This window comes from Cerasicoccus frondis (assembly GCA_031296915.1).
Lineage (GTDB): Bacteria > Verrucomicrobiota > Verrucomicrobiia > Opitutales > Cerasicoccaceae > Cerasicoccus > Cerasicoccus frondis.
This window is the reverse complement of sequence record JAVDPC010000029.1, coordinates 50,142-76,085: the sequence shown is the minus strand read 5'-3', so window position 1 is coordinate 76,085 and position 25,944 is coordinate 50,142. Positions and strand designations below refer to the sequence as shown.

The 25,944-nt window shown below is 52.4% G+C and carries 24 protein-coding genes; 13 read left to right on the top strand and 11 right to left on the bottom strand.

Annotated elements, in window-relative coordinates; all coding sequences use genetic code 11:
• The 9 genes from RBB63_RS18755 (at position 1) to RBB63_RS18715 (ending at position 12,424) form a co-directional block, all read left to right on the top strand.
• On the top strand, positions 1-672 hold the full coding sequence (locus RBB63_RS18755; protein WP_309386572.1) for a TonB family protein: 672 nt from the start codon (positions 1-3) through the stop codon (positions 670-672).
• A gap of 13 nt (positions 673-685) precedes the next feature.
• Entirely contained in the window at positions 686-2,047 is a 1,362-nt protein-coding gene (locus tag RBB63_RS18750; protein ID WP_309386571.1) for a tetratricopeptide repeat protein, read from the top strand.
• A gap of 70 nt (positions 2,048-2,117) precedes the next feature.
• Positions 2,118-2,768: a hypothetical protein gene (locus RBB63_RS18745; protein ID WP_309386570.1), complete on the top strand. Its 651-nt coding sequence runs from the start codon at positions 2,118-2,120 to the stop codon at positions 2,766-2,768.
• A 2-nt stretch (positions 2,769-2,770) separates the two neighbouring features.
• Entirely contained in the window at positions 2,771-3,580 is an 810-nt protein-coding gene (locus tag RBB63_RS18740; protein ID WP_309386569.1) for a hypothetical protein, read from the top strand.
• A gap of 29 nt (positions 3,581-3,609) precedes the next feature.
• Positions 3,610-6,963, top strand: coding sequence for a TonB-dependent receptor (locus RBB63_RS18735; protein WP_309386567.1), 3,354 nt, complete (start codon positions 3,610-3,612; stop codon positions 6,961-6,963).
• A gap of 94 nt (positions 6,964-7,057) precedes the next feature.
• Entirely contained in the window at positions 7,058-8,707 is a 1,650-nt protein-coding gene (locus RBB63_RS18730; protein ID WP_309386564.1) for a hypothetical protein, read from the top strand.
• A gap of 111 nt (positions 8,708-8,818) precedes the next feature.
• Positions 8,819-9,562, top strand: coding sequence for a PEP-CTERM sorting domain-containing protein (locus tag RBB63_RS18725; RefSeq protein ID WP_309386563.1), 744 nt, complete (start codon positions 8,819-8,821; stop codon positions 9,560-9,562).
• Between the two features lie 189 nt (positions 9,563-9,751).
• Positions 9,752-11,374 carry a carbon starvation CstA family protein gene (locus RBB63_RS18720; RefSeq protein ID WP_309386561.1) on the top strand — a complete coding sequence of 541 codons (1,623 nt, stop codon included), beginning with the start codon at positions 9,752-9,754 and terminating at the stop codon, positions 11,372-11,374.
• A 9-nt stretch (positions 11,375-11,383) separates the two neighbouring features.
• Positions 11,384-12,424 (top strand): aldose epimerase family protein, encoded by a 1,041-nt coding sequence (locus RBB63_RS18715; protein WP_309386559.1) that lies wholly within the window; start codon positions 11,384-11,386, stop codon positions 12,422-12,424.
• Between the two features lie 9 nt (positions 12,425-12,433).
• Here RBB63_RS18715 and thiE read toward each other — a convergent pair whose 3' ends face one another.
• The 5 genes from thiE to accB all read right to left on the bottom strand — a co-directional run bounded on the left by thiE (position 12,434) and on the right by accB (position 16,335).
• Positions 12,434-13,072 (bottom strand): thiamine phosphate synthase, encoded by a 639-nt coding sequence (thiE, locus tag RBB63_RS18710; RefSeq protein WP_309386558.1) that lies wholly within the window; start codon positions 13,070-13,072, stop codon positions 12,434-12,436.
• A 14-nt stretch (positions 13,073-13,086) separates the two neighbouring features.
• On the bottom strand, positions 13,087-13,881 hold the full coding sequence (locus tag RBB63_RS18705; RefSeq protein ID WP_309386557.1) for a hypothetical protein: 795 nt from the start codon (positions 13,879-13,881) through the stop codon (positions 13,087-13,089).
• A gap of 13 nt (positions 13,882-13,894) precedes the next feature.
• Entirely contained in the window at positions 13,895-14,353 is a 459-nt protein-coding gene (locus tag RBB63_RS18700) for an Asp23/Gls24 family envelope stress response protein (RefSeq protein ID WP_309386556.1), read from the bottom strand.
• A 90-nt stretch (positions 14,354-14,443) separates the two neighbouring features.
• A complete protein-coding gene (accC, locus tag RBB63_RS18695; protein WP_309386554.1) occupies positions 14,444-15,823 on the bottom strand; it encodes an acetyl-CoA carboxylase biotin carboxylase subunit in 1,380 nt (459 codons plus the stop codon).
• A gap of 56 nt (positions 15,824-15,879) precedes the next feature.
• Complete coding sequence (gene accB / locus RBB63_RS18690; RefSeq protein ID WP_309386553.1) at positions 15,880-16,335, bottom strand: acetyl-CoA carboxylase biotin carboxyl carrier protein; 456 nt, start codon at positions 16,333-16,335, stop codon at positions 15,880-15,882.
• 690 nt (positions 16,336-17,025) lie between these two features.
• On the opposite strand from accB, the gene RBB63_RS18685 reads away from it, so the two are divergent.
• Complete coding sequence (locus RBB63_RS18685) at positions 17,026-17,643, top strand: glycoside hydrolase family 16 protein (protein ID WP_309386552.1); 618 nt, start codon at positions 17,026-17,028, stop codon at positions 17,641-17,643.
• Positions 17,644-17,708: 65 nt separating this feature from the next.
• Here the strand turns inward: RBB63_RS18685 and RBB63_RS18680 are convergent, their stop codons facing one another.
• Both RBB63_RS18680 and amt read right to left on the bottom strand, forming a co-directional pair.
• Entirely contained in the window at positions 17,709-18,101 is a 393-nt protein-coding gene (locus RBB63_RS18680; RefSeq protein WP_309386551.1) for a response regulator, read from the bottom strand.
• Positions 18,098-20,260, bottom strand: a complete 2,163-nt coding sequence (gene amt, locus RBB63_RS18675) for an ammonium transporter (RefSeq protein WP_309386550.1) — start codon at positions 20,258-20,260, stop codon at positions 18,098-18,100. The genes RBB63_RS18680 and amt overlap by 4 nt, the downstream gene beginning before the upstream one ends.
• A gap of 15 nt (positions 20,261-20,275) precedes the next feature.
• On the opposite strand from amt, the gene RBB63_RS18670 reads away from it, so the two are divergent.
• Positions 20,276-20,404 (top strand): hypothetical protein, encoded by a 129-nt coding sequence (locus RBB63_RS18670; RefSeq protein WP_309386549.1) that lies wholly within the window; start codon positions 20,276-20,278, stop codon positions 20,402-20,404.
• A 158-nt stretch (positions 20,405-20,562) separates the two neighbouring features.
• Positions 20,563-21,813 carry an MFS transporter gene (locus RBB63_RS18665; RefSeq protein ID WP_309386548.1) on the top strand — a complete coding sequence of 417 codons (1,251 nt, stop codon included), beginning with the start codon at positions 20,563-20,565 and terminating at the stop codon, positions 21,811-21,813.
• A gap of 266 nt (positions 21,814-22,079) precedes the next feature.
• On the opposite strand, the gene RBB63_RS18660 is transcribed toward RBB63_RS18665, so the two are convergent.
• Positions 22,080-22,715: a nitroreductase family protein gene (locus RBB63_RS18660; RefSeq protein WP_309386547.1), complete on the bottom strand. Its 636-nt coding sequence runs from the start codon at positions 22,713-22,715 to the stop codon at positions 22,080-22,082.
• A 151-nt stretch (positions 22,716-22,866) separates the two neighbouring features.
• Between RBB63_RS18660 and RBB63_RS18655 the strand changes: the two genes are divergently transcribed.
• Positions 22,867-23,541 carry a hypothetical protein gene (locus tag RBB63_RS18655; RefSeq protein ID WP_309386546.1) on the top strand — a complete coding sequence of 225 codons (675 nt, stop codon included), beginning with the start codon at positions 22,867-22,869 and terminating at the stop codon, positions 23,539-23,541.
• 1 nt (position 23,542) lies between these two features.
• Here the strand turns inward: RBB63_RS18655 and RBB63_RS18650 are convergent, their stop codons facing one another.
• Genes RBB63_RS18650 through RBB63_RS18640 form a run of 3 tightly spaced genes read right to left on the bottom strand, consistent with a single transcriptional unit; the run spans position 23,543 to position 25,942 of the window.
• Positions 23,543-24,244, bottom strand: a complete 702-nt coding sequence (locus RBB63_RS18650) for an ABC transporter ATP-binding protein (RefSeq protein ID WP_309386545.1) — start codon at positions 24,242-24,244, stop codon at positions 23,543-23,545.
• A 6-nt stretch (positions 24,245-24,250) separates the two neighbouring features.
• Positions 24,251-24,670, bottom strand: coding sequence for an HIT family protein (locus RBB63_RS18645; protein ID WP_309386544.1), 420 nt, complete (start codon positions 24,668-24,670; stop codon positions 24,251-24,253).
• An 18-nt stretch (positions 24,671-24,688) separates the two neighbouring features.
• Positions 24,689-25,942, bottom strand: coding sequence for an ABC transporter permease (locus RBB63_RS18640; RefSeq protein WP_309386543.1), 1,254 nt, complete (start codon positions 25,940-25,942; stop codon positions 24,689-24,691).
• Positions 25,943-25,944 lie beyond the last annotated feature (2 nt).

Here is a 25,944-nt window from a genome sequence, read left to right as displayed (position 1 = left end):
ATGTCGGATAAGCCCTACGTAAGTTTCCGTATCCCAACAGCCCGTGGCGATTTGCCACTTGGCGTGGTCTGTGGCTCGATTTTCTCTTTTGGCCTGTTTGTGCTCATGGCGATAGCGCCTTTGGTGGGCATCACCAAGCCGGCGAAAAATGAAATTTCTGAGCCCGTCATGGCGTTCCCTGCGCCTGAAATAGAAGAGCTGGAAGAGCCGCCTGAGCCGCCAGAACCCGAGGAAGAACCGCCGCCCGAGATGGAGGAGCCGCCGCCCGAAATTTCGCTCGATCAGTTGGAAATCGCTTTGAATCCAGGCACGGGTGGAAGCTTAGCGGGCGACTTCGATATGCCGACCTTTAACACGAGCCAGGAATCCCTGGGCACAGAAGACTTGGTTGATTTTTCCGACCTGGACCAAATGCCGCGCCTGCTTGATCGCACACCATTCGATTTTCCAGCCCGTCTCCGTAAGAAGGCCGTTAGCGGGAAAGTCATTGTTTACATTGAACTTAGCGAAGAGGGGGATGTGACCAAGGCGGAGATCTCTTCATCGGACCTTCCTCAATTCAATGACTTTATTCTATCGGAAGTGAAAAAACGAAAATTCTCAGCGCCCACCTATCAAGGTCGACCCACCAAAGCCAAAGCCAACTTACCGATTCCTGTTCGTATTAAATAGCACTTTTTTGATCATGAAAGTTAAGCATATACTTTTTCTATTAGCCGCAATTCCGGCAGGCCTTGCTGCCCAGACCAGCATTGATTTTTCTGCGGCCGCGCCAAATTTCAACGACCCGGAATGGGCCGAGCGTTTCGTTGGCAGCTATGGGTTCCTTTCTGGCGCTGAGCCAAAGGTGAGCCCTGAGGAAGTCGAGCTCCTGCAAGACTTAATCGAGCTCATGAAGGTTAATGCCCGTGCCGCTTCCGCCCGTCTAAATGATGAGATCAATGATGACTCCAGCGCTGCGCTGATGTTTGTTTTGGCGAATCTTTACTTCCAGCAATCTGAGCTTGATCTTGCTGAAGAGTATTACCTCAAGGCAGTTGAGAAATTCCCAGATTTTCGCCGCGCGCATAAGAATTTGGGGCTCCTCAATGTGCAGAAGCAGGATTATGCAGAAGCTCTTAAACATCTTAGCCGGGCCATTGAACTTGGTGAGCAGGATGGTCGCAACTACGGCTTGATGGGCTATGCATACCTGAGTCAGGAAAAATATCTGTCCGCAGAAGAAGCTTACCGTGACGCCATTCAGCAGCAGCCGGATAAGCGTGACTGGAAGCTGGGCCTCGCTCAAGCTCTCTTGGCTTCGGAGCGTTATGAGGAAGTCATTACCCTGATGGATGAAATGCTCCAAAGCGAGCCTGACAACGCGACGCTTTGGATTCTCCAGTCGAATGCTTACCTTGGTCACGGCCAACCGGAGAAGTCAGTGATCAACATCGAAATGGTGCGTTCACTCGGCAAGGCGAAACAAGAGAGCCTTTACCTCTTAGGGGATATCTACTTTAACCAGCGTAATTACGATGCTGCGCTCGATGCCTACAAGGCGGCGATCGATAAGAATCCGAGTGCAGACCGCTTCTCCAATGGCGTTCGATCAGCGCGTTTGATGCTTCGGGCAGGCGCTAAAAGTCAAGCTGAGGATTTATTGGCAAAGATGGAAACTGCTTACGCGGAGAAGCTTAATAATGATCAGGAACTGGAGCTCTTGACTCTTCAGGCGATGCTTGCCCGCGCCTCTGGCGATCAGGAAAAGGCGGTTGGCTTGTTGGAGTCCATCATTGAGCGTGACGGTACGCGTGGTGAGGCATTGTTGGAAATTTCACAATACTATGCAGACCAAGATGACATCGAGCGTGCTGTATTGTATCTCGAACGCGCCCAGAAGCTGGAAAATTTTGAGTTCAACGCACTTGTCAAGCATGCGCAAATTCTTGTGCGCACGAAAAAGTATAAGGAAGCATCCGAGCTCTTGCGCAGTGCGCTTGTAATTAAGGACGACGAACGAATCCGTCGCTTTCTCGACAAGGTCGAGATGGCAATGCGCTCCTAGTTCCATTGAAATGCCTACTGCCACGTCCAAATGTTTGCCTGTAACATCGCGAGGAGCCAAAGCCTTTGCTATGATCGCATTGCTTTGGGGTTTCTTCGGGGTGGTGTCTCTATCGGCGAAAAGTGAGTATTTTCACTTGAAGGGACTGCTGCGAATAGACGCAGAGTATTGGGCGTTGATCATTGAATCTGACTCGAATCGATCGCATCTGCTAACACAGAATGAAACGATCACTGAGCGATACAGACTCATGCAAGTGGATGTAGGATCAAAGCGTGTTCAATTGCATGATATCACCAATAATGATTATTTCTGGTTGGCTATTGAGGAAGCGAGCGAAGCTAGCGGCAATTCAACGCTAGATCCATCGTCCCGTGGTTCTGATACGTCAGCTCCAGCATACGCTTTGGGCGATGGAAAGGATCAGTCAGCTTTAAAAATTCGGCCTTTTGCTTCTTTGAGTCAGAAAGCACAGGAAAAGCTGCATGATCCCAAGTTCATTCCGATGCTGAGGAGCAGTGGCATCGAGGTGCCCGAATCACTTGAGCAGTTAGCTCGCGAGGAGGCTGCTGAGGAGGCAATGAATCAAGCGGCTTTATTAAAGCAGGGAGATGGAAAATCCAACGCGCAAAGAGGAGCCAATGGGCCACTCGTTAGTTCAGCGCCGTTGGTCAGTAATGCTAAGACGGAAGCTGAACTACAACAGATGAGAGGGAATTGATTATGAATAAGTCTAAAGCACTTTTCTATACGTTCTTAGCATGGTGCTCTTTGCCTATGCTCGGAGCTGCAGGCGCAGATAATGTGAGCGTGTCCGAACAAGAACTACGCTCTGAATGGTGGCCGCCATTTGTTCGGTTAGAAAAACCGCTTGAGCTTCAGGATAGCAATAAAGTGCTCCAGCCAGGTCGTCGCGGTGTGATGTTACGCGTGGAGGGTAACAATGTGCTGGTTGATTTTGGGCGATATGGCATTCAGCGCCTGCCTTTCGATGATACTGATTTTGAGCAGCAATATGAGGAGCTTTCCAAGACGCGTTCATGGAGCAGTCACGGTCTGTTTACCAAGCTATACGGAACTCGATTTTATCACCCGGATGGTTGGGTCCAACTCCGTCAGGAAGACATCGCGGGGAAAGATTATTTTCTGATCGCCTATGCAGACCTTCAAGATGCTGATGACCAAAAATTGATTCAGCAATTTGATCGGGCAATTTATCAAGAATGGCAGCCTGATTCCGTTGGTTCCTATTTGATTCCGCTCAACGCTCCTGAACAGGCAAGTCTGGCCGAGCTGCTCATCGATTATAATGTGTCGGTTCCTACAATGCCGACCTTCCTGGCGTTAAGCCATGTTGATACGTTTTTCCATCAGCCCGTGGGATTCACGGTTGCTTTAATTGATAAGAATGGCCGCCTGATTGCGCGCTATGACGCGACCGATATTGAAGACCTTGATCGTTTCAAATCAGATTTAAGCAAACAGATTTCTGAAGCCAGAAAGGCGGTCTCTCAAAATCAAGCCAACATCTAGTCGAAGGACGGATTAGCTAGCTCTTAACCATGACTAACATCTTTCAAGTAATCTTACGGGCAATTCTACCCCGGCAAAATACGCTACTCTTAGCGATGATTGCCGTGAGTGCGCTGTCGACTGCAGAAGTCCGCGCTCAGGATGATGGTGAAGAAACATTGACGCCCACTGAGAATGCAGAGAGCGCCGAAGAAGCTGGCGTGACTGAGGAGCCATTGACTAGTGCTGAGTCTGAAGCTATTCCGGAAGGAGAGGGTAATATTGTCGGTCAGGTGTTTGATGCAGAAAGCGGTGACTATGTCAGTGGAGTCACCGTCCTTTTAGTTTGGCCAGATGAAGAAGCTCGTGAATTAGGCAATGAAGCTGAGCGTGATCGTTTTGAAACGACAAATAACGAAGGTAAGTACCGTTTTGTTGGTGTTCCAGCTGGTGTCTACACGCTGCGATTTGTAAAGTCGGGATATCGTTCTTCCGCTATTCGCGATTTGAAGGTTTTACCTAATGAGGCCGCGCGTGGTGATTTCCCTATGCCGCGCGAATTACCACCTACACTTGATAACATCTTTGAACTGGAAGAATTCGAAATTGGCGCCGAAGCCCTAAGTAGCCAAAACGATTTGCTGGCTGATCTTCGGCGTGAGGCTGCTGGCACGGTTGACTTTCTTTCTTCAGAGGACTTCGCTAAATTTGGTGGAACGGACTTGTCAGACCTCGTGCAACGCTTACCTGGCGTCAACGTTGTGGGTGGTAAGTTCGCAGTGGTTCGTGGACTTGGCGATCGTTACAATAGTACTTTGGTAAATGGATTACCAATGCCGAGTCCAGACCCGGTTCGTCAGGGATTGCAACTGGATTTGTTCCCGACGTCTATCATCGAGAACGTCATTACCAATAAGAGTTTTCTCCCCAATATGCCCAGTAACTCTTCGGGTGCTGCGTTTGAACTGAATACGAAATCTTTTCCCGATGAGCCTACCGCATGGGGTAAGGCTGGCTTTCGCTTCAATAGTCTGGCGCTCTCTGATGAGTATTTAAAGGATCCAAACGCTGGCAGCTCAGACTATTGGGCCAATGGCAAATCAAACCGTCAAACTACGCCGGATGATCCTTCTCTAAATCAACGCGCCCGAATCTCTGGCATGTCGGTTGTTGCAGAAGAGGGGAGTCCTCCCATTGGGTTAACCTTCAGTGCAGGAGGAGGGAATACCTACGAATTGGACAATGGCAGAAACCTTGGGTTTATTGCGTCGGCATCTTATGACAGCTCTTACAGCACCCAAATTGGAACACAGCAGAATCGATATGCGACCAATAGTAATTACTTCGGCGTGCCCCCGGGGTTTCCTGGCCATGTGCCAGCTTTCAATACGACTCGTCAACCGGGCTCTTTATTTTTGGGGGAGTTGGGCGCGAGTGGACTGCTTTATGACACAACCAGTTCTGATGCAGATGTGCTGATCGGTATGCTCGGTGGTCTTGGCTACGAGTTTGATAAAGCAGGTAACAATAAAATTGTCTTCAACTTTCTCTTTAGTCAGAGCGGCAACGGCTTTGCGGAAAGACAAGATAATGGCCACTTACCTTCGGAATTTAATTTCCAGAACACCCAGTTGACTGACTCAGACCGGGGGGTTGGCACGCCGAGTTCGGGCAATTCTGGTTCAACGGGTTTGAATATTATTGGCCGTGGCAATGCCGACACCAATACATTCGGCAGCGATACTCTTTCTTATGAACAAAGAAATGTTACCGCCTTTCAGCTTGGTGGAGAATTACTTGAACCCAAAACTGAAGATTTGACTATCTTTTGGGGAGTTACTTACGCAAAAACGTCTAGTGATCTACCGCAGCAAACGGTATTTAATTCATTTTACGATAATGGCACTGGGTCGAATCCTGCGGGTTACTTCTATGACAGTGCTGCTGGTATTGGAGGCAGCGATACACCTCCGATTCTGACAGAGACTAGCCGCAGCATTGATGATGAGACCAATGGGGGCCGTCTAGACGCGAACTACGAATTTGATATAAATAAACGGATTTCTTCTGTGGTGTCCGGAGGCGGTTATTGGTCTTTTGCAGATCGTCATGTCGATCAAGTTGATGCAGTTTCGACGATCGGTTCTGTAACGCCACGATTCGCCACTCGTGAAGAGCTGTTTGACTATGCTTTCAGCACTGGTTCGGCTGGCACAACCTCTTTCCCATCTTTTGCTGATGCGCGTCGTAAAGAGATTGCGGGCTATTTTATGGGCGAATTCAGCATTAATGATGATTTGTCTTTCACCGGTGGAGCAAGAGTAACCAAGGTGTTGTTCAATGCATCTGGTAATGCCCAATTGACGCCGACACGCACGCTGGATCAGTTCTTAACTTCTACACCTCGCGGTTCTTCATTAACGAATCCCACTAATGGCGAAATCATTGGATTTACAGATGCAAGTGTTGAGGGGGATATTGATAAAAATTATATTCTGCCTGGGGCAACTGTGTCATATGATTTTCTGGAGGATTGGAATGTTCGTTTGGGATATGCACAAACTGTCGCCTATCCTTCATTTCGAGAGTTGTCTCCATATTTCTCACGTAACCTTGAGACCGGTGACACCATTCTAGGAAATCCAACTTTGGGGATTTCGCAGGTCGAGAACTTTGATGTCAGAGTCCAATATGACTTCGATACAGGTTTTATTGCACTTGGCTCATTCTATAAGACAATTGAGGACCCCATTGAGCAAATCGTATTACGAGATTCAGTCACTGGACGTTCTATTCAGTCCTTTTTCAATAATCCAAATACAGCTCGTATTAAAGGCATCGAAGTTGAGATGCAAACGTCTCTGGATTTTCTTTCGCCAGAGCTGGAGTATTTTTCGATCGGAGCCAACTACACTTATATTGATGCTTCGGTCGGTTTCCCAGAAAACGTATTGGATTCATATTTTACATACGCGGCGAATGGAAACATCCAGAATGGGTCTCTGATCGGCACTGACGGCCCCCCCTATGGAAATAATAATTTGCCGACTGATCGCCGTTTGTTTGACCAACCAGAGTGGTTGGTCAATGCGAATTTGACGTTCAATCAACCCGATTGGGGGACCGCGATAACGATAGCGGTGTTCTCACAGAGCGATGTGCTTACCGCAGTTGGTTCCGGTTTGGATAACAGCGTAGATCAGTATACAAAATCCTACTACCAGCTCGATTTGACCTTGAATCAAAACATCACTGATAACCTGGTGTTCAAGTTTCAGGTTACGAACATCACGAACACAGCCCGGGGTATTGAGTATGTCACCCCAGTTATCAATCGGACTTACGACAGAACCAGTTACAACATTGGTCAAAGCTACCGATTCGCGATCGAGTATACGTTCTAATGTGAAAATTGTAACATGATTTACACTTCATCGTCGCAGCCACGTCATGATGTTCATCTATCATCACAATCTCAACCAAAACCCATATCTATACATGTCCAAAACTAAACTAACTATCATTCTGGGAGTTTCTCTGAGCGCTGCTAGCGCCTGGGCGACAACCGCAATCACGCCTGCCAATTTTGGTTCTGCTGTCGTTAATACAGGAACTGGCCTCTACAACATCGTTGAGGACATCACTCTTGGAACTAGTGGCACAGTTGCTGACACCGAATACGTGCTTGAAGGTTTCACCTTCGTCATGCCTGGCGTTACGCTAACGATCGAGCCCGGCGTGATCGTACGTGGTCAGCCAGCTCCGCTCGTTACTGACTTTCCTGGTAGCCTTTGCGTTACCCGTGGTGGTGAAATTTACGCTGTAGGTTCTGCCACGAATCCAATCATTTTTACTACTGCTAACGTAGGCACAGTTGAGTTTCCGGTCCGTTGGACTGGCACAGACTCTTGGGTAGATGCCGCTCCGAAGACTGCTCCTCTTCCTCCCCTCGTCGGTAGTGCAGCGGCAGTGAATCAATGGGGCGCCGTCACATTGCTTGGATATGCGCCAACCAACGTAGGAATTGACCCTGATGCCGGACCTGGTATCGCAGGTTTGGCATACATCGAAGGCTACGGTTTGACAGATGATCGCGTAACTTATGGTGGTCGCAACACGAATGACAGCTCTGGCTCCCTGAAGTATGTGTCGATCCGCCACTCTGGTCGCTCCCTCGATGAAGGAGATGAGCAACAAGGCCTTACACTCGGCGGCGTAGGTTATGGCACCGAACTTGAATACATCGACATTTACTGCTCGGGTGACGACGGCATCGAAATTTTCGGCGGCACCGCTGGAGTTAAGTATTTCATGCTGAGTTACTTCAATGACGACGGTCTGGATGTTGACCAAGGTTGGACTGGATTCGCTCAGTTTGGTTTCATCATGGCTGGTTCAATTCAAAATTCCGACATTCAAGCCGACTCCTGCGGTGAGTGGGACGGTCAAGATGCTGGTAACACGATCTCGGGTTCGCCTTTCTCAAGCCCTACTCTCTATAACATCACCATGTTTGGCCCCGGCAATGCCAGCCAAACTGGTTTAGGTGACAACGGCTTCATGCGTATCAAAGAAGGCTTCGGTGGTAGTTTGTATAATTCCATCGTATTTGACGGCCCAACTTCGAAGCCTGGTCTCTCCATCGCCGGTGGTGGTGTGAATGACATTTCGGTTACCCTTGGTTACCCTTCACCTGATTCTCAACTGCAAGTTGCTGCAGGCACGCTCAACCTTGCTGGCGTTCTGTTCGTAGATGTTGCTGAGGATAGTGTCGCTACGATCGGCCTTCAGAGTGTCGCGCAGACCGTTGTTGGCGCATCTGGCTCGACACCTCCTGTAGGTGCTCCTGGTAGCTTCGGCAACCGCATCGGCAGTTCCGGTGGTTCCAATGATCCGCTCTTTGGTTTGATCTCTGGCGCTGGCGCAAATGCGCAAACCACGCAAAACGGTGTTAACCCAGTTCCGCTGACCTCCGCTTCTAGCGGTAGCGGCGCGACGGTGGTCCCTTACACCAGCACCTTCTTTACCGAAGGTAACTTCATCGGTGCATTCCCGGAAAATGCTTCTGCCACCTTGTTTACGACTTCTTGGACTGCCATGAACGTTCGTGGTATCCTCGTGGACAACGGAAATGGTGACAACCTCTAGTAGCTTGCAAGCGTTACTGGTTAATTAGACACCTCTAAAAAATAACCTTTACCCTGTGAGTCGGGAGTTCAATCTCCCGGCTTCAGGTCCAACAACATAACTCATATTTCCATGAAAAAGTTTGTTATTATTGCATTATCAGCCGCTGCGCTCACTAGCTCTGCGAGCGCAGCGAGCCTTTTGTTGGCTGGTTGGGATTTTACCAACATCCAAGACAGCGCTTTGACGACCGCAAGTAATTGGTCCGACGTGACTGGTGACGGTGTTGCAAATTCTAATGGCACATTCTACGCTGATGGAACCAATGGTTCCAGTGCTTTTGTTCAAAACGGCGCTCTGGGTAGCATTCAAGTGAACGCTCAGAATGTTGCCTTGAACACCAAGATTACTACGCGCCCAGAGGGTATCAGTGATCAACTTTCGTTGAATCCCGCATACTCGCAGCAATTCCAAAATGGCTTTTTTAATGATGCAAGTGGCTTGAGCTTTGTGTTTTATGCAAGCGGAAATGGCACTGAGATGACGGACTTCGTCTTCTCCTATGCCGCTGGTTTGAGCAGCGCTGCCTCTTATGATGTCCTTTGGGAATACAGCACGAATGGAACTGACTTCGTAACGATAGGCACCGATACTATCGATGTTGCAACAGGTGAGGTGAACACACTCAGCACTGTTGATGCTAGTTCCAATGATATCTGGTTCCGCGGTACGTTTGGAACCCTAGGCAACCAGAGCATTAGCCTAGACAACGTGCAAATCTACGGCACCGCAGTGCCCGAACCTTCGACCTATGCCGCAATTGCAGGCCTCTGCGTTCTTGGTTTGGTTGCCTACCGCCGTCGACGCAGCGCCTAAGTCAGGAGCCTCTATTACTTAACAAAATTTCCCGGGTTTGCTCGGGAAATTTTTTTGTACTATACTGACTGAATGGCTGTACAGAGTGTGGTTTCATACCGCATAGACTAGCAGGTCGTTTGGGTATTTGCTGGCATAAGCGAGCTTTATGACTCAAGCTCCTGAGTTTTCTCAGTTGCTCCCTTTCTGATGCTGGTAACGATTTTATTGATTTCGCTGGTTATTCTCGCGCTTGGTTATCGCCTGTATGGACGTTTTCTATGCCGTCGGTGCGGAATCGATGATGCGCGCCAAACTCCTGCTGTCGAAAAGAACGATGGTGTTGATTATGTGCCGACGCGGGCATCCATCGTCTTCGGTCATCATTTTTCCTCGATCGCGGGTGCTGGGCCCATTGTGGGCCCGATCCTGGCAACGATGTATTTTGGCTGGGGGCCGACTTGGCTATGGATTCTAGTCGGCGCGATCTTCTTCGGTGGCGTTCATGATTTCGGTAGCTTGCTGATGTCGTTGCGCTACCGTGGGCGAACGATTACTGAGATAACCAAGTCGCTTGTTGGACCGCAGACAGGTGTTTTTTTCCGCCTCTTCCTGCTGCTGGCGCTGATCTATGTGATCATTGTTTTCCTGGACTTGACGGCAGGAACCTTTGCCGCGAGCCCGTCGGTGGCGACCGCATCGGGTTGGTTTATTTTCTGCGCCGTGGCCTTTGGCTTGGTGTTGCGCTGGAAGGGATTGCCCTGGGGCATTACTTTGGCGTTGTTCATCCCGCTTACGTTTGCCGGGTTGTATTTGGGGCATGCATTTCCCGCCGCAGGCATCTCTAAAGATATTTGGTTGGGGCTCATTGTCGCTTACTGCTTCATTGCAGCGGTGTTGCCGGTAAATGTCTTGCTGCAGCCCCGTGATTTCCTGAGCTCGATCTTTCTCTATGCAATGATGTTGGTGGGCATTGTGGGGCTCCTGTTTTCCGGACGTTCTTTACAGGCTCCGGTCTTTACGGGGTTTAATTCGGGAGGCGCGAATCCACTCTATCTGTTTCCAGTGCTATTCATCACGGTGGCTTGTGGCGCCTGCAGTGGTTTTCATAGTTTGGTTGCCAGTGGCACCACATCCAAGCAAGTGGAGCGGGAGAGGGATGCGAAACCGGTCGCCTATGGAGGAATGTTGGTTGAGGGCTTATTGGCAGTTTTTGCTTTAGCCAGCATTGCGATTCTCAGTGAATCTGAGACTGCGGGACTGAAGCCGGTTCAGATCTTTGCCAACGGGGCCGCGGTCTTCATGAGCGCCTTGCACGTCCCGCAGGAGTGGGGGCGCGAATTCACTGCATTGACCGTCAGCACGTTTCTCCTGACCACGCTTGATACCTGCACTCGGTTGACGCGCTTCATTCTCTCGGAGATGCTGAGTTGGGAGGGGCCAACGGCGCGCTATGTGGGAACACTGATTGTTATCATCGCGCCTGCGCTTTTTGCGATACAGGAATTTAATGGAGTGCCAGCTTGGCAGGCGCTTTGGCCGCTTTTCGGAGCCACAAATCAAATGATGGCTGGTCTGGCGCTGGTTACCTTCATCGTCTTTTTGAAAGATCGTCAGTTGGGCTATCGTTTCGCCTTAATACCGGCTATTTTTATGATGGTTTGTCCGCTGACAGCTTTGGTGTTCATGGCCATGAATTTCTCTACTGAGAACTGGTTGATTCCTTCTATTAGCGTGGCGATGTTCATTCTGGGCTTTTTTGTTGCGGGGATGTCCCTTAAGTTTGTTTTCTTTGACGAACCCCAACATTCCAGCTCTGCCCCTGTTAGCTAATCACATAAAATGCCTATAACTTCCGCCCCATACGGCGTCCTCCCAACTGGCGAGGACGTGCAACTTTTCACGCTGACTAACGACAATGGTCTTAAGGTGACGATCACCAACTATGGCGGCATCGTGGTTTCGATTGAGGCGCCAGACCGCAATGGCGTCATGGCGGACATTGCGTTGGGCAAGCCGGACCTGGCCGGATACCTGGCGGGGCATCCGTATTTTGGCGCGTTGACTGGTCGTGTTGCGGGGCGACTGACCAAAGGGAAGTTTACCTTGGATGGCGTCGACTACCAGCTCGCCATCAACAACCTTTCCAACCACCTTCACGGTGGCCTAGTCGGGTTCGATAAATTCTTGTGGAATGCTGAAGTCATTCGTGACGGTGGGCAGGACAAATTACGCCTGACTTTCACCGACCCGGAGGGATCGAACGGCTATCCGGGTAATCTGCAATGCCAAGTCGATTATGCGCTAACGCCAGAAAATGAATTACGCATCGACTACGAATTTCAGACGGACAAGGCCACGCCTTTAGTGGTGACGAACCACAGTTATTTCAACCTGAAGGGGCAGGGAGAAGGCACGATTCTGGATCACGAAGTGCAAATTCTGGCCAGCGAGTATGCTCCCTGCAATGATGAGATGACCTTGCTCGACGAGAAGCGTTCCGTCGATGGACAGGCAAATGATTTTCGCGAGCCTGCGTTTATCAGTGACCGTGTGACAGGGCTTTTTCAGGGGCATGGCGACGGATACTTTTTGCCCGAGGGGCGCACGGAAGAGCCACGTTTGGTTGCGCGCGTGCGTGAGCCTCACACGGGGCGTGTGCTGGAAACGCTGACGACCGAGCCTTACCTGCAGTTTTACACGAGCGCTCAGATGGAGGAGGGGGAACCCGGCAAGACTGGTTCGTATGGTCTACACAGTGGCTTTTGCCTGGAGACCCACGATTATCCGAATGGCGTAAACTGCCCCGAACTCGGGAATGGCGTTTTGCACGCAGGCGAGGTGTTTCGCTCGACGACAATCTACCGTTTCGGCGTCGAATAGGTAGGGCAACTACGCAAACTGTTCGCGTAGCTCTTGCACTGCGGTAGCGGTGTCCTTGGCGCAGAGCAAATCAGAGACGGCGACCAATGCCTCTGCGCCCGCTTCGATAACTTGGCGCGCATTACCGCGCTTGACGCCCCCGATGCAGAACCACGGAAGGGGGGGGCGTTGGGAGGCAACGTAGTGCACGAGCTCCAGTCCGACGGGCGTGTAGTCAGGCTTGGTTTGGGTGGCGAAAACTGGGCCGACCGCAAAGTAGGTTAGTTGATCCGCCAACGCAATGGCCCCATCCGCCTGCTCGGGAGAATGAGTCGATAGGCCGAGGACACGGTCCGGACCCAGCGCCGCGCGAACTTCAGCGACTGGCGTGTCGTCTTGGCCAACATGGACGCCGACGCCTTCGTATTCGCAAGCCAGTTCCCAGTCGTCATTCAGCACCAGCGGTGTCGAACTGAGCGCGAAGAGCGGCAATATCGACTCCAGTAATTGGCGCCGCTGATCTAAAGTGCTGCCTTTGGCCCTTAGTTGAATGATGTCGGCGCCGCCATCAAGCAGCGCTTGGCATTTTGAAATCCAATCCTCCGGCGCGACGTATCCTGTGTCCAGAATGCCATACACGCGTGGGGGCGTCGGCCAAATATCGCTCATTGGGGGGCGGCTGATTAGTTACCTTCGGACTTCTTTTCGGGAAGCTCGTCGTTTTCAGCCAACAATGCGGAAAAGTCGTCGTCCTCCAATGGCTCGCCAGCATCTTTTTTCTGAGCGTCCTCGACGATGGAAGGCTTGTTTTTCTTGCCGCCAAAACCGCCAAACAGGCCGCCTTTTTTCTTCGGCTCCTCAGTGGATTCTGCTTTCGGTTCTTCCTTTGCGGGCTTGGTTTCTTCTGGCTCCTTGGGTGCGATGAAAGCGGGCTTATTATCCGGCTTCGGCTCCGGTTCCTTTTGAGGTTCGGGCTTTGGCTCAAGCTTCGTGATGGGCTCGTAGGCTTCAGGTTCCGCATCCATGGCAGGAGCATTGTTGCTCTTCTTAAAGCCGGTTGCCGTGAAGCTGACATCGCCGACCAGAATGCCGTGGGTGTCCTGGAAGATTTTCGTCACACGGCGACGCATGTGGTCGCGGACTTCACCGAGACGCTGCCCCTGATAAAGTTTCGCGCGGATCTCTACATTGATGCGACCATGCTTCTTCTTGAAACTAATCTTGGGCTTGCTGGCGGTTTCGACGCCGTCGCAGGCAATGCGGACCAAGTCGCGGAGCGCGGAATTTGTGGTTTCCGCTACGCCGCTTTCGTCGCGGAAGACACGGAAATTCTTACTCGAACTGCGTAGGCGGAAAATAATGATCAACACCAGGATGACGCCTGCGGCGCCCAACCACCAATACCACCACTGCGGATTCTGAAATGAGAATGACGCGTTGTAGAGGTCCAGCAACTGTTGCTTGATGTCGAAATCCATGCGCTAGATAAGGTTAATCGGTGTGTGGCGGGTTCCAGGTGTCCTTGTCCTCGATCTTGGGAGCGACTTCGCGAACGCCGTCGATGTAGACATCTACCTTGGAAACGCTCTTGCCGGTCATGGTTTCTACTTGCTCACGCACATGCTGTTGGATGATGCGGGCAGTGTCAGCCAGCTTTACGCCAAAGAGGAGCTCGACGTGGATCTTGATGACATACTCGCCAGCTTCGTCCTCGATTACTTCGACGCCTTTTTCGCTCTTGCGGCCACCGAACGTTTCCCAAATGCCGTCGGAACCATCCTTCACGGAGTAAACGCCATCGACCTCCATGGTCGACATTTTCACGATGTTGGCGACCACCTGAAAGGTGATTTTAATCTCGTCAACCTCGTCGCTTTCTTCAGTCGGCACTGGTATGGTGTGGGGATCCGGTTCGTCCACCGGCACGTCGGCTTTCTTTTTCGCTGGCATGATTTTTATGGTTTATATCCAAATGTTTACGGAATAATGGCGATAATTCAATCTTTGATCACGAAAAATACCACCAAGTTCCGTTTAGGGTTACATGGAGTCGTCGATGGTGAAGACATCCCGCGGCGTGCGGCTGAGGAATTCCTCAATGTACTTCGTGGTGACATCGCCGCTGCGGAAGACCGGGTCTTTCATGACGGCGGCGCAGAACGGAATCGTGGTTTTGATGCCGCGAATCATGTATTCATTGAGCGCACGGTACATGCGGTCCATGGCAATCTCGCGGGTGCGCCCATAGACCATTAGTTTGGCGACCATGCTGTCGTAGTAAGGCGGCACGTGGTAGCCTTGGTAGACGTGTGAGTCAATGCGCACGCCGTGGCCGCCGGGAGTGTAGTAGAACTTCACTTCGCCTGGGCAGGGCGCGAAATTGCGGGTTGGATCCTCAGCGTTAATGCGACACTCGATGCAGTGACGGAGGATTTTAATATCCTTCTGCTCCAGTTCGAGTTTTTCGCCGCCGGCGATGCGGATTTGGCGCTTCACGAGGTCGAGGCCAGTGACTTCCTCGGTGACACCATGCTCCACCTGGATACGGGCGTTCATTTCGATGAAGTAGAAGTCGCCGTTTTTATCGACGAGGAACTCGACGGTGCCGGCGTTCTGGTAGTCACACTCCTGGGCAATGCGGACCGCAGCTGCGCCCATTTTGGCGCGGAGTTTGTCGGTCAGGTAGGGGGAGGGCGCCTCTTCGATCAGCTTTTGGTAGCGACGCTGCACGGAGCAATCGCGCTCGCCGAGGTGGAGGACCTTGCCATGCTCGTCGGCCAGAATCTGGAACTCGATGTGGCGCGGCTCTTCGATGTATTTCTCGATGTAGACGTCGCCATTGCCGAACGCTTTTTCGGCTTCCTGGCGTGCGGTGTTAAATTCCTTGGCGAAGGCCATGGCGTTGTGGGCCAGGCGCATGCCTTTGCCGCCGCCACCGGCGACCGCCTTGATGATGACCGGGAAACCGATTTCCTTGGCGATCTTGACCGCCTCCTTCTCATCGTTGACGGGGCCATCACTGCCAGGAATAGTCGGAGCCTTGGCGCGCTTGGCGACTTCCTTGGCCATGGCCTTGTCGCCCATTAGGCGGATGGTTTCCGACTTCGGGCCAATAAACTTGATGTTGCAGCTTTCGCACTGTTCAGCGAATTCGGCGTTTTCCGAGAGGAAGCCGAAGCCCGGGTGAATGGCGTCGACGTCGGCGATTTCCGCTGCGCTGATGATGCGGTCGGCCTTCAGGTAGCTTTCCGAAGAGGCGGCGGGCCCGATGCAGATGGCTTCATCAGCCAACTGCACGTGCAGGCTTTGTTCGTCGGCTTCGGAGTAGACCGCCAGCGTGCGGATGCCGAGTTCCCGGCAGGCGCGCACGATGCGCAGGGCGATTTCGCCACGGTTGGCAATGAGTATCTTTTGAATCATGGATAATCGCACGCGCCCACGGATTGCCGTTGGCGCGCTTGCAGGTAATGCGTTTGTTAAGCCTTAACCTTGAACAAGGCTTGTCCGTATTCAACGGCCTGACCGTTTTCGACGAGAATTTCTACAATGGAGCCGGAGACTTCCGCGTTGATTTCATTCATGACCTTCATCGCTTCGATGATGCAGACCACGGAGTCTGGCTTGACCTTCGTGCCGATGTCGGCGAAGACCTTGCTGTCCGGGCTGGGCGCGCGGTAGAAGGTGCCAACCATCGGAGACTTGATGATGGTTACGCCGGGTTCATCTTTCGGGGCCGCCGAAGCGGCAGGAGCAGCAGCTGGTTCAGCGGCTACCGGAGCAGGCGCGGCAGCGGGCGCAGCGATAGGAGCGGCGACGACGACGCCTCCGTTACGGCTGATGCGGAGCTTGAGGTCTTTTTCCTCAATCTCGAACTCCGTCAGGTCCGAACGCTTCATTAGTTCAACGATCTGTTTGATCTCCTTGATGTCCATAAGCAATTGGTTTCTGCGCGGTTGGTTACGCGCGGTGGTCCAGGGGATTGATAAGCGCCAAAGATTAGGCCAGCCATTGCAGATGGCGCAATGACTATTTTTAACTGAAAAAACACCTTATTTGACCGGTTTCCGGCAAAAATCACGTTAAATCTGCTTTGCCGGTGGATTTTTTTATCAATTGGCCCTCAGCGTGTTTGGTGAACGTAGCTGGAAACTCCAGGTAGTGTTTTCAAATTAAAGCTTTTGAGGGCCCTGAATTTGGCCAGAGCCGCTTACACTAAGTGAACTCACGCGAAGACGTGAAGAATTATCGAGGAGAATGTGCGCCAGACGAACGACTCAAGCGGACTCAGTTACGTAAGCGTGAAGTGTGCTTGGGTGAATGGATCGCCCGGTCTGATTGCTTTGATAATGAATCTTCTGGCTTAGGATTCAGCAAGTCGGAGGGTTGGCAACTTGTGGTCAATCGGATGATTTAGATGAATTTGATTGCATTAAGACACGTGTTATCCTTTAATCATGCGTATGATATCCCCCTTTTTGACTCGTTACCTTGCTTCATCGGCGGCACTTGCTGTCGCGTTCACAGCCACTTTGGTCGCCGAAACTGAGTATTCTTTTTCCAAAGAACCAGCGTTCGTTGACAATTTTGATCCTGGGTGGGAACAGTCACAGGAAGCTTGGCGAGTGGCGACCTGGAAGCAGAACAAGACCCAAATGGCCAAGTCCCGTTGTCAAACTGATGGCGAAGGGATGATGGTGCAAACGGTGCTGCCCAAGCTGCCAGGCGAGGGTGGGTCGATGCAGACGAAGGGAGAATTTGGTTATGGGCGTTGGGTGGCGCGGGTTAAGCCTTCGGCAGTTCCGGGGGTGCTCAACAGCATTTTTACGAAGGATTGGGATGACAAATCTCGACCTGAGACCAATGGTCAGGGGGGCATGAGCGAGGTGGACATAGAGTTCCTAACCTCGAAGCATCATGAGGATCGTGCGGAGGTGCACTTGGCGATTCATTTGAAGGGACGCAACAATTTCTACGCTCATTATCAGGAAGTCGATTTCAACCCATCTGATGACTTTCATGAGTGGGGTTTTGATATTTTGCCTGATCGAGTCGACTGGCATGTCGACGGAAAGATCATCCACACATGGCGCTATACTGAAGACGCCTGGGTCGATGAAAACTACGAGTTCTTCTTTAATTCCTGGACCATGAAAAACTGGATTGAAGGCCCACCGTCGGAAACTGCGACATATGAGATCGACTGGGTGAAGTTCTATCCGCTGGAGAAAAAGGAAGTTTGAATTTACTGAAGAGTATTAGGAATCAGGGCGCGTGTGGCTTCGGCTATGCGCGCTTTTTTTGAAAGCTACTCTGAGATTTCGTCGTTTGGTTGGGGCAGGAACATATTTATTTTAGTCTGTAGCTGGTCGAAATCAATTGGCTTGGTTTCAAACTCATGGCAACCAGCTCCGAGAGCGCGCTCGCGGTCACCGCGCATGGCGTGCGCCGTGATTGCGATGGTGGGGATATCGCGGGTTGCTTTGTTTTTACGCAATGCCTTGGCCACAGTCCAACCATCCATGATTGGCAGGCTCATATCGAGAAGGATGAGGTCTGGTTTGGTCGCGATCGCAGTTTCCAGACCTGCTTGGCCGTCTTTGGCGCAAGCCGCAGTGTAGCCCCGGCGTTCCAGCCTACGCCGGATCATATCGCAGAGGGTTGGGTTGTCCTCCACGACCAAAATATAGGGCGGGTTCATGTCCGCTGGACAGAATTTATTTGCAATTGTTCGGCCGGAATCGGTTTCTCCGTCGGGCCTAGATCTGCGGGAAGCGTAATGGTAAACGTGGATCCCACGCCAGGCTTAGAGGCGACCGCGATCTCGCCCCCCATGAGGCGGCAAAAGCTGCGGGTGATCGCCAAGCCGAGTCCAGTTCCCCCGTATTTACGAGTTGTCGAACTGTCGGCTTGAGTGAATGCCTCGAAAATATTCTCCATTTGCGCTGGAGTCATGCCAATGCCGGTATCGGCGACCTCAAATATGAAAAGCGGGCGGTTGCTTTGGCTTTGGGCGCGCGACAGGGCCAGGCGCACTTCACCCTTTTCGGTGAATTTAGTGGCGTTGGAAATCAGGTTAAGCAGGCATTGCTGAAGCTTGATTTCGTCGGTCACGAGAATGCCCAAGTCACTGGGAATGGAGAGGGTGAGTTCGTTGGCGTTCTCGCGGAGCAGAGGCTTAACGGTTTGGGCCAGGCGATGCACAAGGTCGCCAATGTCGACGGGCTCCAAGTGTATTTCCAAACGGCCAGACTCAATCTTTGAAATGTCGAGGACGCCATTGATGAGGTGCAGCAGGTGGTTGCTGGCGTCGGCAATGGTTTGTAAATCGTCGCCGTATCCTTCAACGCCGTTGTCACGCAGCTCCTCTTGAACGAGTTCGGTATAGCCGGTAATGATCCCGAGCGGCGTGCGCAGCTCGTGGCTCATGTTGGCGAGGAATTCATTCTTCACCTTGTTGGCGCGCTCGGCTTCATTGCGGGCTGTTTGGGCCGCGATGATGGCTTCGCCGCGACGCCGGAATTCCTCTGCCACTTTGGCGATCACGCGATTGTATTCGGTGGCGATTTGGCCGACTTCAGTATGCGGCTCGACGTGGACTTGGTAGTCAAAGCTACCCGCCTGGCGCTGCATATTCATCTCGGTTATGAGGTCGACCAGCTCGGTGCTTGCCCCATGCTCGGATACATTGAGGCCCGCGCGCTCCTGCTCTGGCGTTACGCGTAGTTTGCCCATTTTGCGCAAGGCGTAGAAAAACACTATAGCCGTTGTAAAGGTCCAGGCAAAGCAGGTCAGGATTCCCAGGGATTGCACGCCGAGTTGCTCGAAGCGGCTCAAGCCAGTGCCCCAGGCCTCTGTTTCGCCAAATAACGCCACGGACAGCGTGCCAAAGGCGCCGCAAAAAGCATGAGCTGGGACTGCGCCGACTGCATCATCAAGCTTACGCTTTTCCATCCACATCATCCCCAGGAAGCAGATGACGCCGGATATCAAACCGATCAACGCCGCCGATGTAATGCTGACCACGTTGCAGCAAGCGGTGATGCCAACTAAGCCGCCAATGATGCCGTTCATGATGGCCCAGGTCTTGGGCATGCCGTAGTAAGCATAAGCGATGAGCATGGAGGACAGGCCGCCGAAGCCGCCAGCGATGATGGTGTTGGCGATGATGCCGGGCACGCGGTCGTTGAGGGCCAGTGTGCTTCCACCATTGAAACCGATCCAGCCGAACCAAAGTATGAGGGTGCCGGCAGAGGCCAGCGTCAAGTTGTGTCCCTGGATTTTGGGCTGATCGGCTTCGAATTGCCCGATGCGAGGCCCGATGATGAGCACTCCGGCAAACGCGACCCATCCGCCGACGGAGTGAACGACCGTTGACCCGGCAAAATCAAGGAAGCCCAGTTGTCCCAACCAACCCATTGGCCCCGCTTCATTGGTCGCCCAGACCCAGTGTCCAAACAGCGGGTATATGACCCCGGACACAAATAGCGCCACGCAAAGATAGGCGCTGAAGCGAATGCGCTCTGCAACTGCGCCGGAGATAATCGTGATCGCAGTGCCGCAGAACACCAACTGGAAAACGAAAAAAGCCAGGAGGAATGGTTCGTGGCCGGGATCGAATAGGAAGTCTGTCAGGCCCACGAAGCCTGAGAGCGCGCCGCCTCCAAACATCAGGCCAAAGCCGATAAACCAAAACACTGTCGCGGAAACGCAGAAGTCCGCCATGTTTTTAATGGCGACATTGATGCTGTTTTTTGCGCGGACCAAGCCAGATTCCAACAGGCAAAAACCCACCTGCATAGTCATTACCATGGCGGCGGTAACGAGTATCCAGGCGATGTTTAAGCCATCAGTCTCCATAGCTAGGTTATAAGCATGACGCATCGTGCAATTATCGAGCCAAGTATTTTGCTTTTAAGTGAAAACCCCTACATATTGCGTGATGTATGGATTTTACAAATTTTTAACACCAGTGTGGGTGAACTCATGGCGCTGTTTGTGTGATTGGGAATAGTCTAGTGACTGAAGCAGGACGTTTTTTCTGATTAAATTATACTCTGGCCAATCCTTTCGGTTCAAGCGCTAAGCGAAGGAGGGTAGGTTGTTGGCTTGCCAATTCATTCGAGTCTCATTGAGTGAGGGGCACTGTGTTTTCGTGAGCGATGTTGAAAGATCGTAAACAGTTTATTGCCGGCGCAATCGGGAATGTGTTGGAGTGGTTTGATTTCGCGGCTTATGGATTTTTTGCTTCGACGATCGGCCAGCAGTTTTTCCCGATTGAAGACAAAACGCTTTCTTTGTTGGCTGCTTTTGGGGTTTTTGCTTCCGGCTTTATGGCTCGTCCGTTGGGGGCAGTGTTTTTCGGCTCTTTGGGGGATCGCAAAGGCCGCGAAGTCGTCCTGCGTTGGTCGGTGATTCTCATGGGGCTCTCTACTTTTGCCCTTGGCGTTTTACCGAATTATCAGGCTATCGGGCTGGCCGCGCCTGTTTTGTTGACGTTGCTGCGTATGTTGCAGGGGTTTTCGGTGGGCGGAGAGTTCACTGGCTCGATTATTTACCTCGTGGAGAATGCGCCGCCGGGCAGACGGGGAGCGATCGGGGTGTGGGCGTTTGTTGGCGGTGTTCTGGGAATGCTGGGTGGTTCGTATGTTGGCGCATTGATCAATGATGCGCTCACGCCAGAACAACTCGCAAGCTGGGGGTGGCGCCTACCATTTCTTGGCGGGATCAGCGTCATGGCGGTTTGTCTGTATTTTCGTCGAAACTTAACCGGCAATGAGCCGGAGAGTCATACTGGGCGTCCTCCCACCTGGATGGCGATCAAGACAGACTGGCGCGTCATGTTGAAGATCATGGGAATGTTTCTGCTGGGCAGCGCAGGCTTCTACATGATGTTCATTTACATCACCACCTACACGCATGAGGAACTGGGCATGCCTGAGGGCGTGAGCCTGAAAATAAATTCCCTGGCGATGCTGGCCCTCGTGATTTTCTCGATTGGCTGGGGGTGGATCAGTGATCGGGTTGGCCGTAAGCCAGTGCTGCTTTTTTCTTCGCTGGGCTGTCTGCTGTTTTCCTATCCCTTATTTCTGCTGATCCAGCATACGACTCAACTCTATGTTTTTCTGGGCCAGTTGGGGTTTGCGTTGCTGATCGGCGCCACACTGGGAGCAAGCACGGCCGTAATGGTGGAGAACACGAAGGCGACATTCCGTTGTAGCTCGGTATCGATGGCCTATAACCTGACCATGGCGATTTTTGGTGGAACGACGCCCATGGTCGCCACTTGGCTCATCGGCGAATCCGGCAACCCGCTGGAGCCAACCTTCTACCTGATGGGGCTTGCTGCGGTGTCAACGGTCGCCATTTGCTTTTTGCCGGAAACGCATCGTTTGGAGTTAGACGCTGCCTAGAGCACTTTTCATCTAGATTGGCCGATCAGGCCGCAGTGATTTTTCGTGTTCAGCAAGGCGGCTTGAGCGTCGCAGGCTGGAAGCCTGTGAGCGAAAAGCCAACAACGCTGGCGCGGAAAAGCACTCGGTTTAGGACTTGGGGCCAGATTGGAAGTTCGCGGCGTTGGCATTTCAATCACGGGCTTCCAGCCCGCTCAATCAAAGCCGCCTTGCGCTGCATCCAATCTCTAACCCACCTGACTCGGCCAATCTAGATGAAAAGTGCTCTAGAGAGCCCATTTGGCCCAGCTTTCCACTGGACCTCGTTTATCGCGCAATTTTCCCGGAGCGGCTTCAGCGCCTGCGGCATCGGCGGGAAAGAGGAAGATCGAGCCGAGCAAAATTTCGTTTTCCGGTATGCCCAACCAGGTAAAGACTTGAGACTCGCGGAGGGCCCCGCCGCTGCTCCAGTAGTTCTCAAAACATCTGGCGGTGGCGGCGAGTAGCATGTTTTGCACGGCTGATGAGGCGGCGGCAAGGTGTTCCATGTTTTCCAAGGTGGGCTCGAACAGCGCGTCAGTCTCCGCTTTGGGGCGGTTGGGTAGCCAGGTTACTTGAATTAACGCTTCGGCTGCGGCCAGCATTTGGATAATCTTGCTGCTATCGCCCACGCTGATGAGCTTTTCCCGCAAATGACGGCATGCCGTGGCGTCCAGTGCATAGGCGCGCCAGGGAACGATTGAATCCAGCTGTCCACGATGTTCGCTTGCGCAGGGGCGGTGGAATGGCGCCCAAGCGCCAGCTTGGATTATCTCGTTGATCACCGCTCGTTGGTTGATGGCGGGCAGCGGCTCGTCGGTCAGCATTTTTAAAGTGCGTCGCCGCTGAATGATGGCGTCGAGGGTTTGGGATTCGGTTTGCATACGAGTCAACGTGTCACCGCGAGGGCCATGCGTCCAGCGCCAGGAGAACTTTTTTGGCTGGAAGGCTGTGCTAGAGGTGCCAGCCGTCACCCAAAATACTTTGCAGATTTACGTTGGCAAACGGTGATAATATCATTCGATCATATCCCGTATGAAAAATATTTTACTCCTTGTCGCCTTGGGATTTGCGCTGATTGGCTGTGAGAGCACCGAGGATAATTACCATGTTCAAGGCAACACCGTTATCGGCGAAGGTGTTGGTTTGGAAGGGTTTTCCTTCGAAGTGCCGACAGGTTACAAAGTGTATCAGGAAGGGGTTGTTGCGCGTACTGATTTGATTAACGCGGCTGATCAGATTACAGATAATTTTTATGGCGGTGGTTACGCACCCTATAAAATTATCCTGTTTTCAGACTACGAGGTGCTTGTGCTGACGCCACTGAGCTTTTCTGCGCGCCCAGGCTATCGACGTATTTCGGATATGCATTTTCAGGCGATGCCGAATAGTTTCAGCCTCATGAATCGTGAAGATAAAATAGCGCTTCTGCAAAATATGGTGAGCTCGGTCTCTGTCCATGGGGAGAATTTCAAGGATGTGCAAACCTATGTAGATACAGAAGGTGAGATACCAGTCTCTGTATTCTCCTGCAACATGGACATTAGCCCAACGGTTTATTTGCCGGTGTCGTGCGTTGATCGCTTGGGTGATTTACGCGAAATTTACTCCATCTATAGCATCGCTGATCCGATGTCCTTTGAAAAAGGCCGAGACGATTCGATTAAGCTGGCCCGCTCAATTAATCTCGATCCGCCTGCAGGGAAATAGTTTAATGAATAAACCGACCGTCCTGCATGCGCAGGCAGGCATCGGTTTTGGTCGCCAGCTCGGCGTTGTGGGTGACCATGAGGATTGCTTGGCCGGTCTCCTTACTCAGGCTTTGCAGGAGGTTGAAAACCATGTCTGAGTTCTTCACATCGAGGTTGCCGGTTGGCTCATCGGCGAGGAGTAGGGCAGGGTCGTTTGCCAGCGAACGCGCGATCGCCACACGCTGCTGTTCGCCGCCAGAAAGGTGGGTGGCGAGGCGATCAACCTTTTCCTGAAGCCCAACCAGACCGAGCAGGTGCTCGGCGCGGGCGCGCATTTCATCGTTGGAGCGAACGCCCAGCTTGCGCATTGGCAGCATGACGTTTTCTGCAGCGCTGAACTCTGGCAGCAAAAAGTGAAACTGGAAAACGAAGCCGATGTGGCGGCTGCGCGCGGCGGTGCGTTCGGCGTCGGAGGCGTCGGACATCAGTTCGTCGCGAATCCAGATCTTGCCCTTGTCCTGGCGATCCAGCAGCCCGAGCAAGTAGAGCATCGTGCTCTTGCCGCAGCCTGACTGACCCACGACGGAATAAGTCGTCGCCGCCTTGAGTTCCAGGTTCACGCCCCGGAGCACGTGTACGCGGGATTCGTCCTGTCCGAGGAAGCGGTGCAGGTCCTCGGCGCGGAGCACGGGTTCGACGTTTGCTGGCGTTGCTTCAGGCATGAACTGCTATAGAAACTTTTTAATCTGCTCTGCGGGCGCGGCTAGTTCCGAATAATGCGGTTTGGTAAAGTATGAATCTGCAAAGGTCAGGCCAAAGCCATCACCTTTAAAGCGCGGGAAGACATGGAGGTGTAGGTGAAAAACTTCCTGCATTGCAGCTTCGCCATCGGCTAGAAACAGATTCACTCCCTCGCATTTCAGGCCAGACTTTTTCAGGGCATTTCCGATTCGTTGACCAAGGGCAAAGATTTTTCCGCCATCTTCCACGGGTAGGTCGCTGAGCCCAACTGCATGTTGCACCGGAATGACTAATGTGTGGCCAGGGTTTACGGGTTGGATATCCATGAACGCAGCCACATAATCGTCGCGGTAGATCATATACGCGGGTAATTTACCAGATAAGATGTCGCAGAAAATACAGCTCATAGTTATTGTGATTTTTAATTACATGCTGGCGCCGCGGATGATGCTGCCAGGTTCCAGGCCCGCCGCGCGCCGCGCGGGAATGTAGCTTGCGATCATGACGGTGAACGCCGCCACGATGGCAGCCATGATGTAGTGGTTGAGGTCCCAATTCACGATGAACGAATCCGCCGTGAAAATGCCACGAATGCGGATCGGCAATTTCGAGATGGCAAAGGTGACCCCTGCTCCGAAAATCCAGCCGCAGAAGGTGCCCGCCAGCAAGACGAGAAAACCTTGCCAAAGGAAGATGCGTGAAATGTCTGTACGGGTGTAACCGATGGAGCGTAAAATGGCGATCTCGCGTGTCTTTTCCATGACGAGCATCGCGAGCGTATTGAACATGCCGAGGCCGGAAATCAGGATGATCGTCGACACGGTAATTGCTGATGAAATGCGTAGCACGGAGAACACTTGGAGCCAGGATTTTTCACGCTCCTGCCAGGAGATGACATTGTGGTGCAACGCCTCCTCCAGGCGCGCGGCGACTTGCATGGCTTTGTCCGGGTCGCGTACGGCGATCTGGAAAAACGCCTCGCCAAATGGTTTTTTCAGCAGCGCCCGCGTCTCGCCAATGTGCATGTAAACGCGTTGTTTATCGATCTGCTCAATGCCCGTCTCAAAGATGCCTGCAACCTTGTAGCGGCGCGTGCTGCCCGCGTATTCAAACAGGATGTAGTCGCCGACTTCGACGTGCATGCGCTCGGCGAATTTCTTGCCCAGCAGCACGGAGCTGGGGTTGAAAGCGAAGTTGTCGAGACTTCCCCACAGCATCTGGCTTTCGAGGTCGGTCACCTGTAGGTGGTCTTTTAAGCGGATGCCATGCACGCGAGCGGTTTGCTCACTGGTCTTGCTGAGCGCCCGAGATTCACCGCGCAGCACCTCGGAGACGGCGGTTACGTCGTCAAATGCTACGACGGCTTCGCGCAGCTTGTTTGGGTATTCGATGCCGTGAATGTATTTGCGGTTGGGGTCTGTCTCGGTAATGAAATTACTGCGGTTGCCCTCGCTGTCGGCCGCGTTGATAGCGAGGCCGATGTCCTGAAAACGGTCTTCAATACGGATCGGGCTGTCGGCGCCGATGATGGTGTCGATGTAGAATTTCTCGAAACCGCTGGTCTGGGCCTGGGTGACGATGAAAAAGCCAACGCCGAACACAATGCCCGCGAGGCTCATGATCATGGAGCGCTTGCGGGAAACGATGAAGCGGAATGCGATGGCGAAGTTTGGGCTCACGG

Excerpts from the sequence above, each read along its gene's own strand:
- RBB63_RS18755 (WP_309386572.1), top strand. The coding sequence starts at position 1 with ATGTCGGATAAGCCCTACGTAAGTTTCCGTATCCCAACAGCCCGTGGC.
- RBB63_RS18740 (WP_309386569.1), top strand. The coding sequence starts at position 2,771 with ATGAATAAGTCTAAAGCACTTTTCTATACGTTCTTAGCATGGTGCTCT.
- RBB63_RS18745 (WP_309386570.1), top strand. The coding sequence starts at position 2,118 with ATGATCGCATTGCTTTGGGGTTTCTTCGGGGTGGTGTCTCTATCGGCG.
- RBB63_RS18655 (WP_309386546.1), top strand. The coding sequence starts at position 22,867 with ATGAAAAATATTTTACTCCTTGTCGCCTTGGGATTTGCGCTGATTGGC.
- RBB63_RS18670 (WP_309386549.1), top strand. The coding sequence starts at position 20,276 with ATGACGCATCGTGCAATTATCGAGCCAAGTATTTTGCTTTTAAGTGAA.
- RBB63_RS18680 (WP_309386551.1), bottom strand. The coding sequence starts at position 18,101 with ATGAACCCGCCCTATATTTTGGTCGTGGAGGACAACCCAACCCTCTGC.
- RBB63_RS18750 (WP_309386571.1), top strand. The coding sequence starts at position 686 with ATGAAAGTTAAGCATATACTTTTTCTATTAGCCGCAATTCCGGCAGGC.
- RBB63_RS18700 (WP_309386556.1), bottom strand. The coding sequence starts at position 14,353 with ATGCCAGCGAAAAAGAAAGCCGACGTGCCGGTGGACGAACCGGATCCC.
- accB (WP_309386553.1), bottom strand. The coding sequence starts at position 16,335 with ATGGACATCAAGGAGATCAAACAGATCGTTGAACTAATGAAGCGTTCG.
- RBB63_RS18715 (WP_309386559.1), top strand. The coding sequence starts at position 11,384 with ATGCCTATAACTTCCGCCCCATACGGCGTCCTCCCAACTGGCGAGGAC.
- RBB63_RS18705 (WP_309386557.1), bottom strand. The coding sequence starts at position 13,881 with ATGGATTTCGACATCAAGCAACAGTTGCTGGACCTCTACAACGCGTCA.
- RBB63_RS18665 (WP_309386548.1), top strand. The coding sequence starts at position 20,563 with ATGTTGAAAGATCGTAAACAGTTTATTGCCGGCGCAATCGGGAATGTG.
- RBB63_RS18650 (WP_309386545.1), bottom strand. The coding sequence starts at position 24,244 with ATGCCTGAAGCAACGCCAGCAAACGTCGAACCCGTGCTCCGCGCCGAG.
- RBB63_RS18720 (WP_309386561.1), top strand. The coding sequence starts at position 9,752 with ATGCTGGTAACGATTTTATTGATTTCGCTGGTTATTCTCGCGCTTGGT.
- accC (WP_309386554.1), bottom strand. The coding sequence starts at position 15,823 with ATGATTCAAAAGATACTCATTGCCAACCGTGGCGAAATCGCCCTGCGC.
- RBB63_RS18645 (WP_309386544.1), bottom strand. The coding sequence starts at position 24,670 with ATGAGCTGTATTTTCTGCGACATCTTATCTGGTAAATTACCCGCGTAT.
- RBB63_RS18660 (WP_309386547.1), bottom strand. The coding sequence starts at position 22,715 with ATGCAAACCGAATCCCAAACCCTCGACGCCATCATTCAGCGGCGACGC.
- thiE (WP_309386558.1), bottom strand. The coding sequence starts at position 13,072 with ATGAGCGATATTTGGCCGACGCCCCCACGCGTGTATGGCATTCTGGAC.
- RBB63_RS18730 (WP_309386564.1), top strand. The coding sequence starts at position 7,058 with ATGTCCAAAACTAAACTAACTATCATTCTGGGAGTTTCTCTGAGCGCT.
- amt (WP_309386550.1), bottom strand. The coding sequence starts at position 20,260 with ATGGAGACTGATGGCTTAAACATCGCCTGGATACTCGTTACCGCCGCC.
- RBB63_RS18725 (WP_309386563.1), top strand. The coding sequence starts at position 8,819 with ATGAAAAAGTTTGTTATTATTGCATTATCAGCCGCTGCGCTCACTAGC.
- RBB63_RS18735 (WP_309386567.1), top strand. The coding sequence starts at position 3,610 with ATGACTAACATCTTTCAAGTAATCTTACGGGCAATTCTACCCCGGCAA.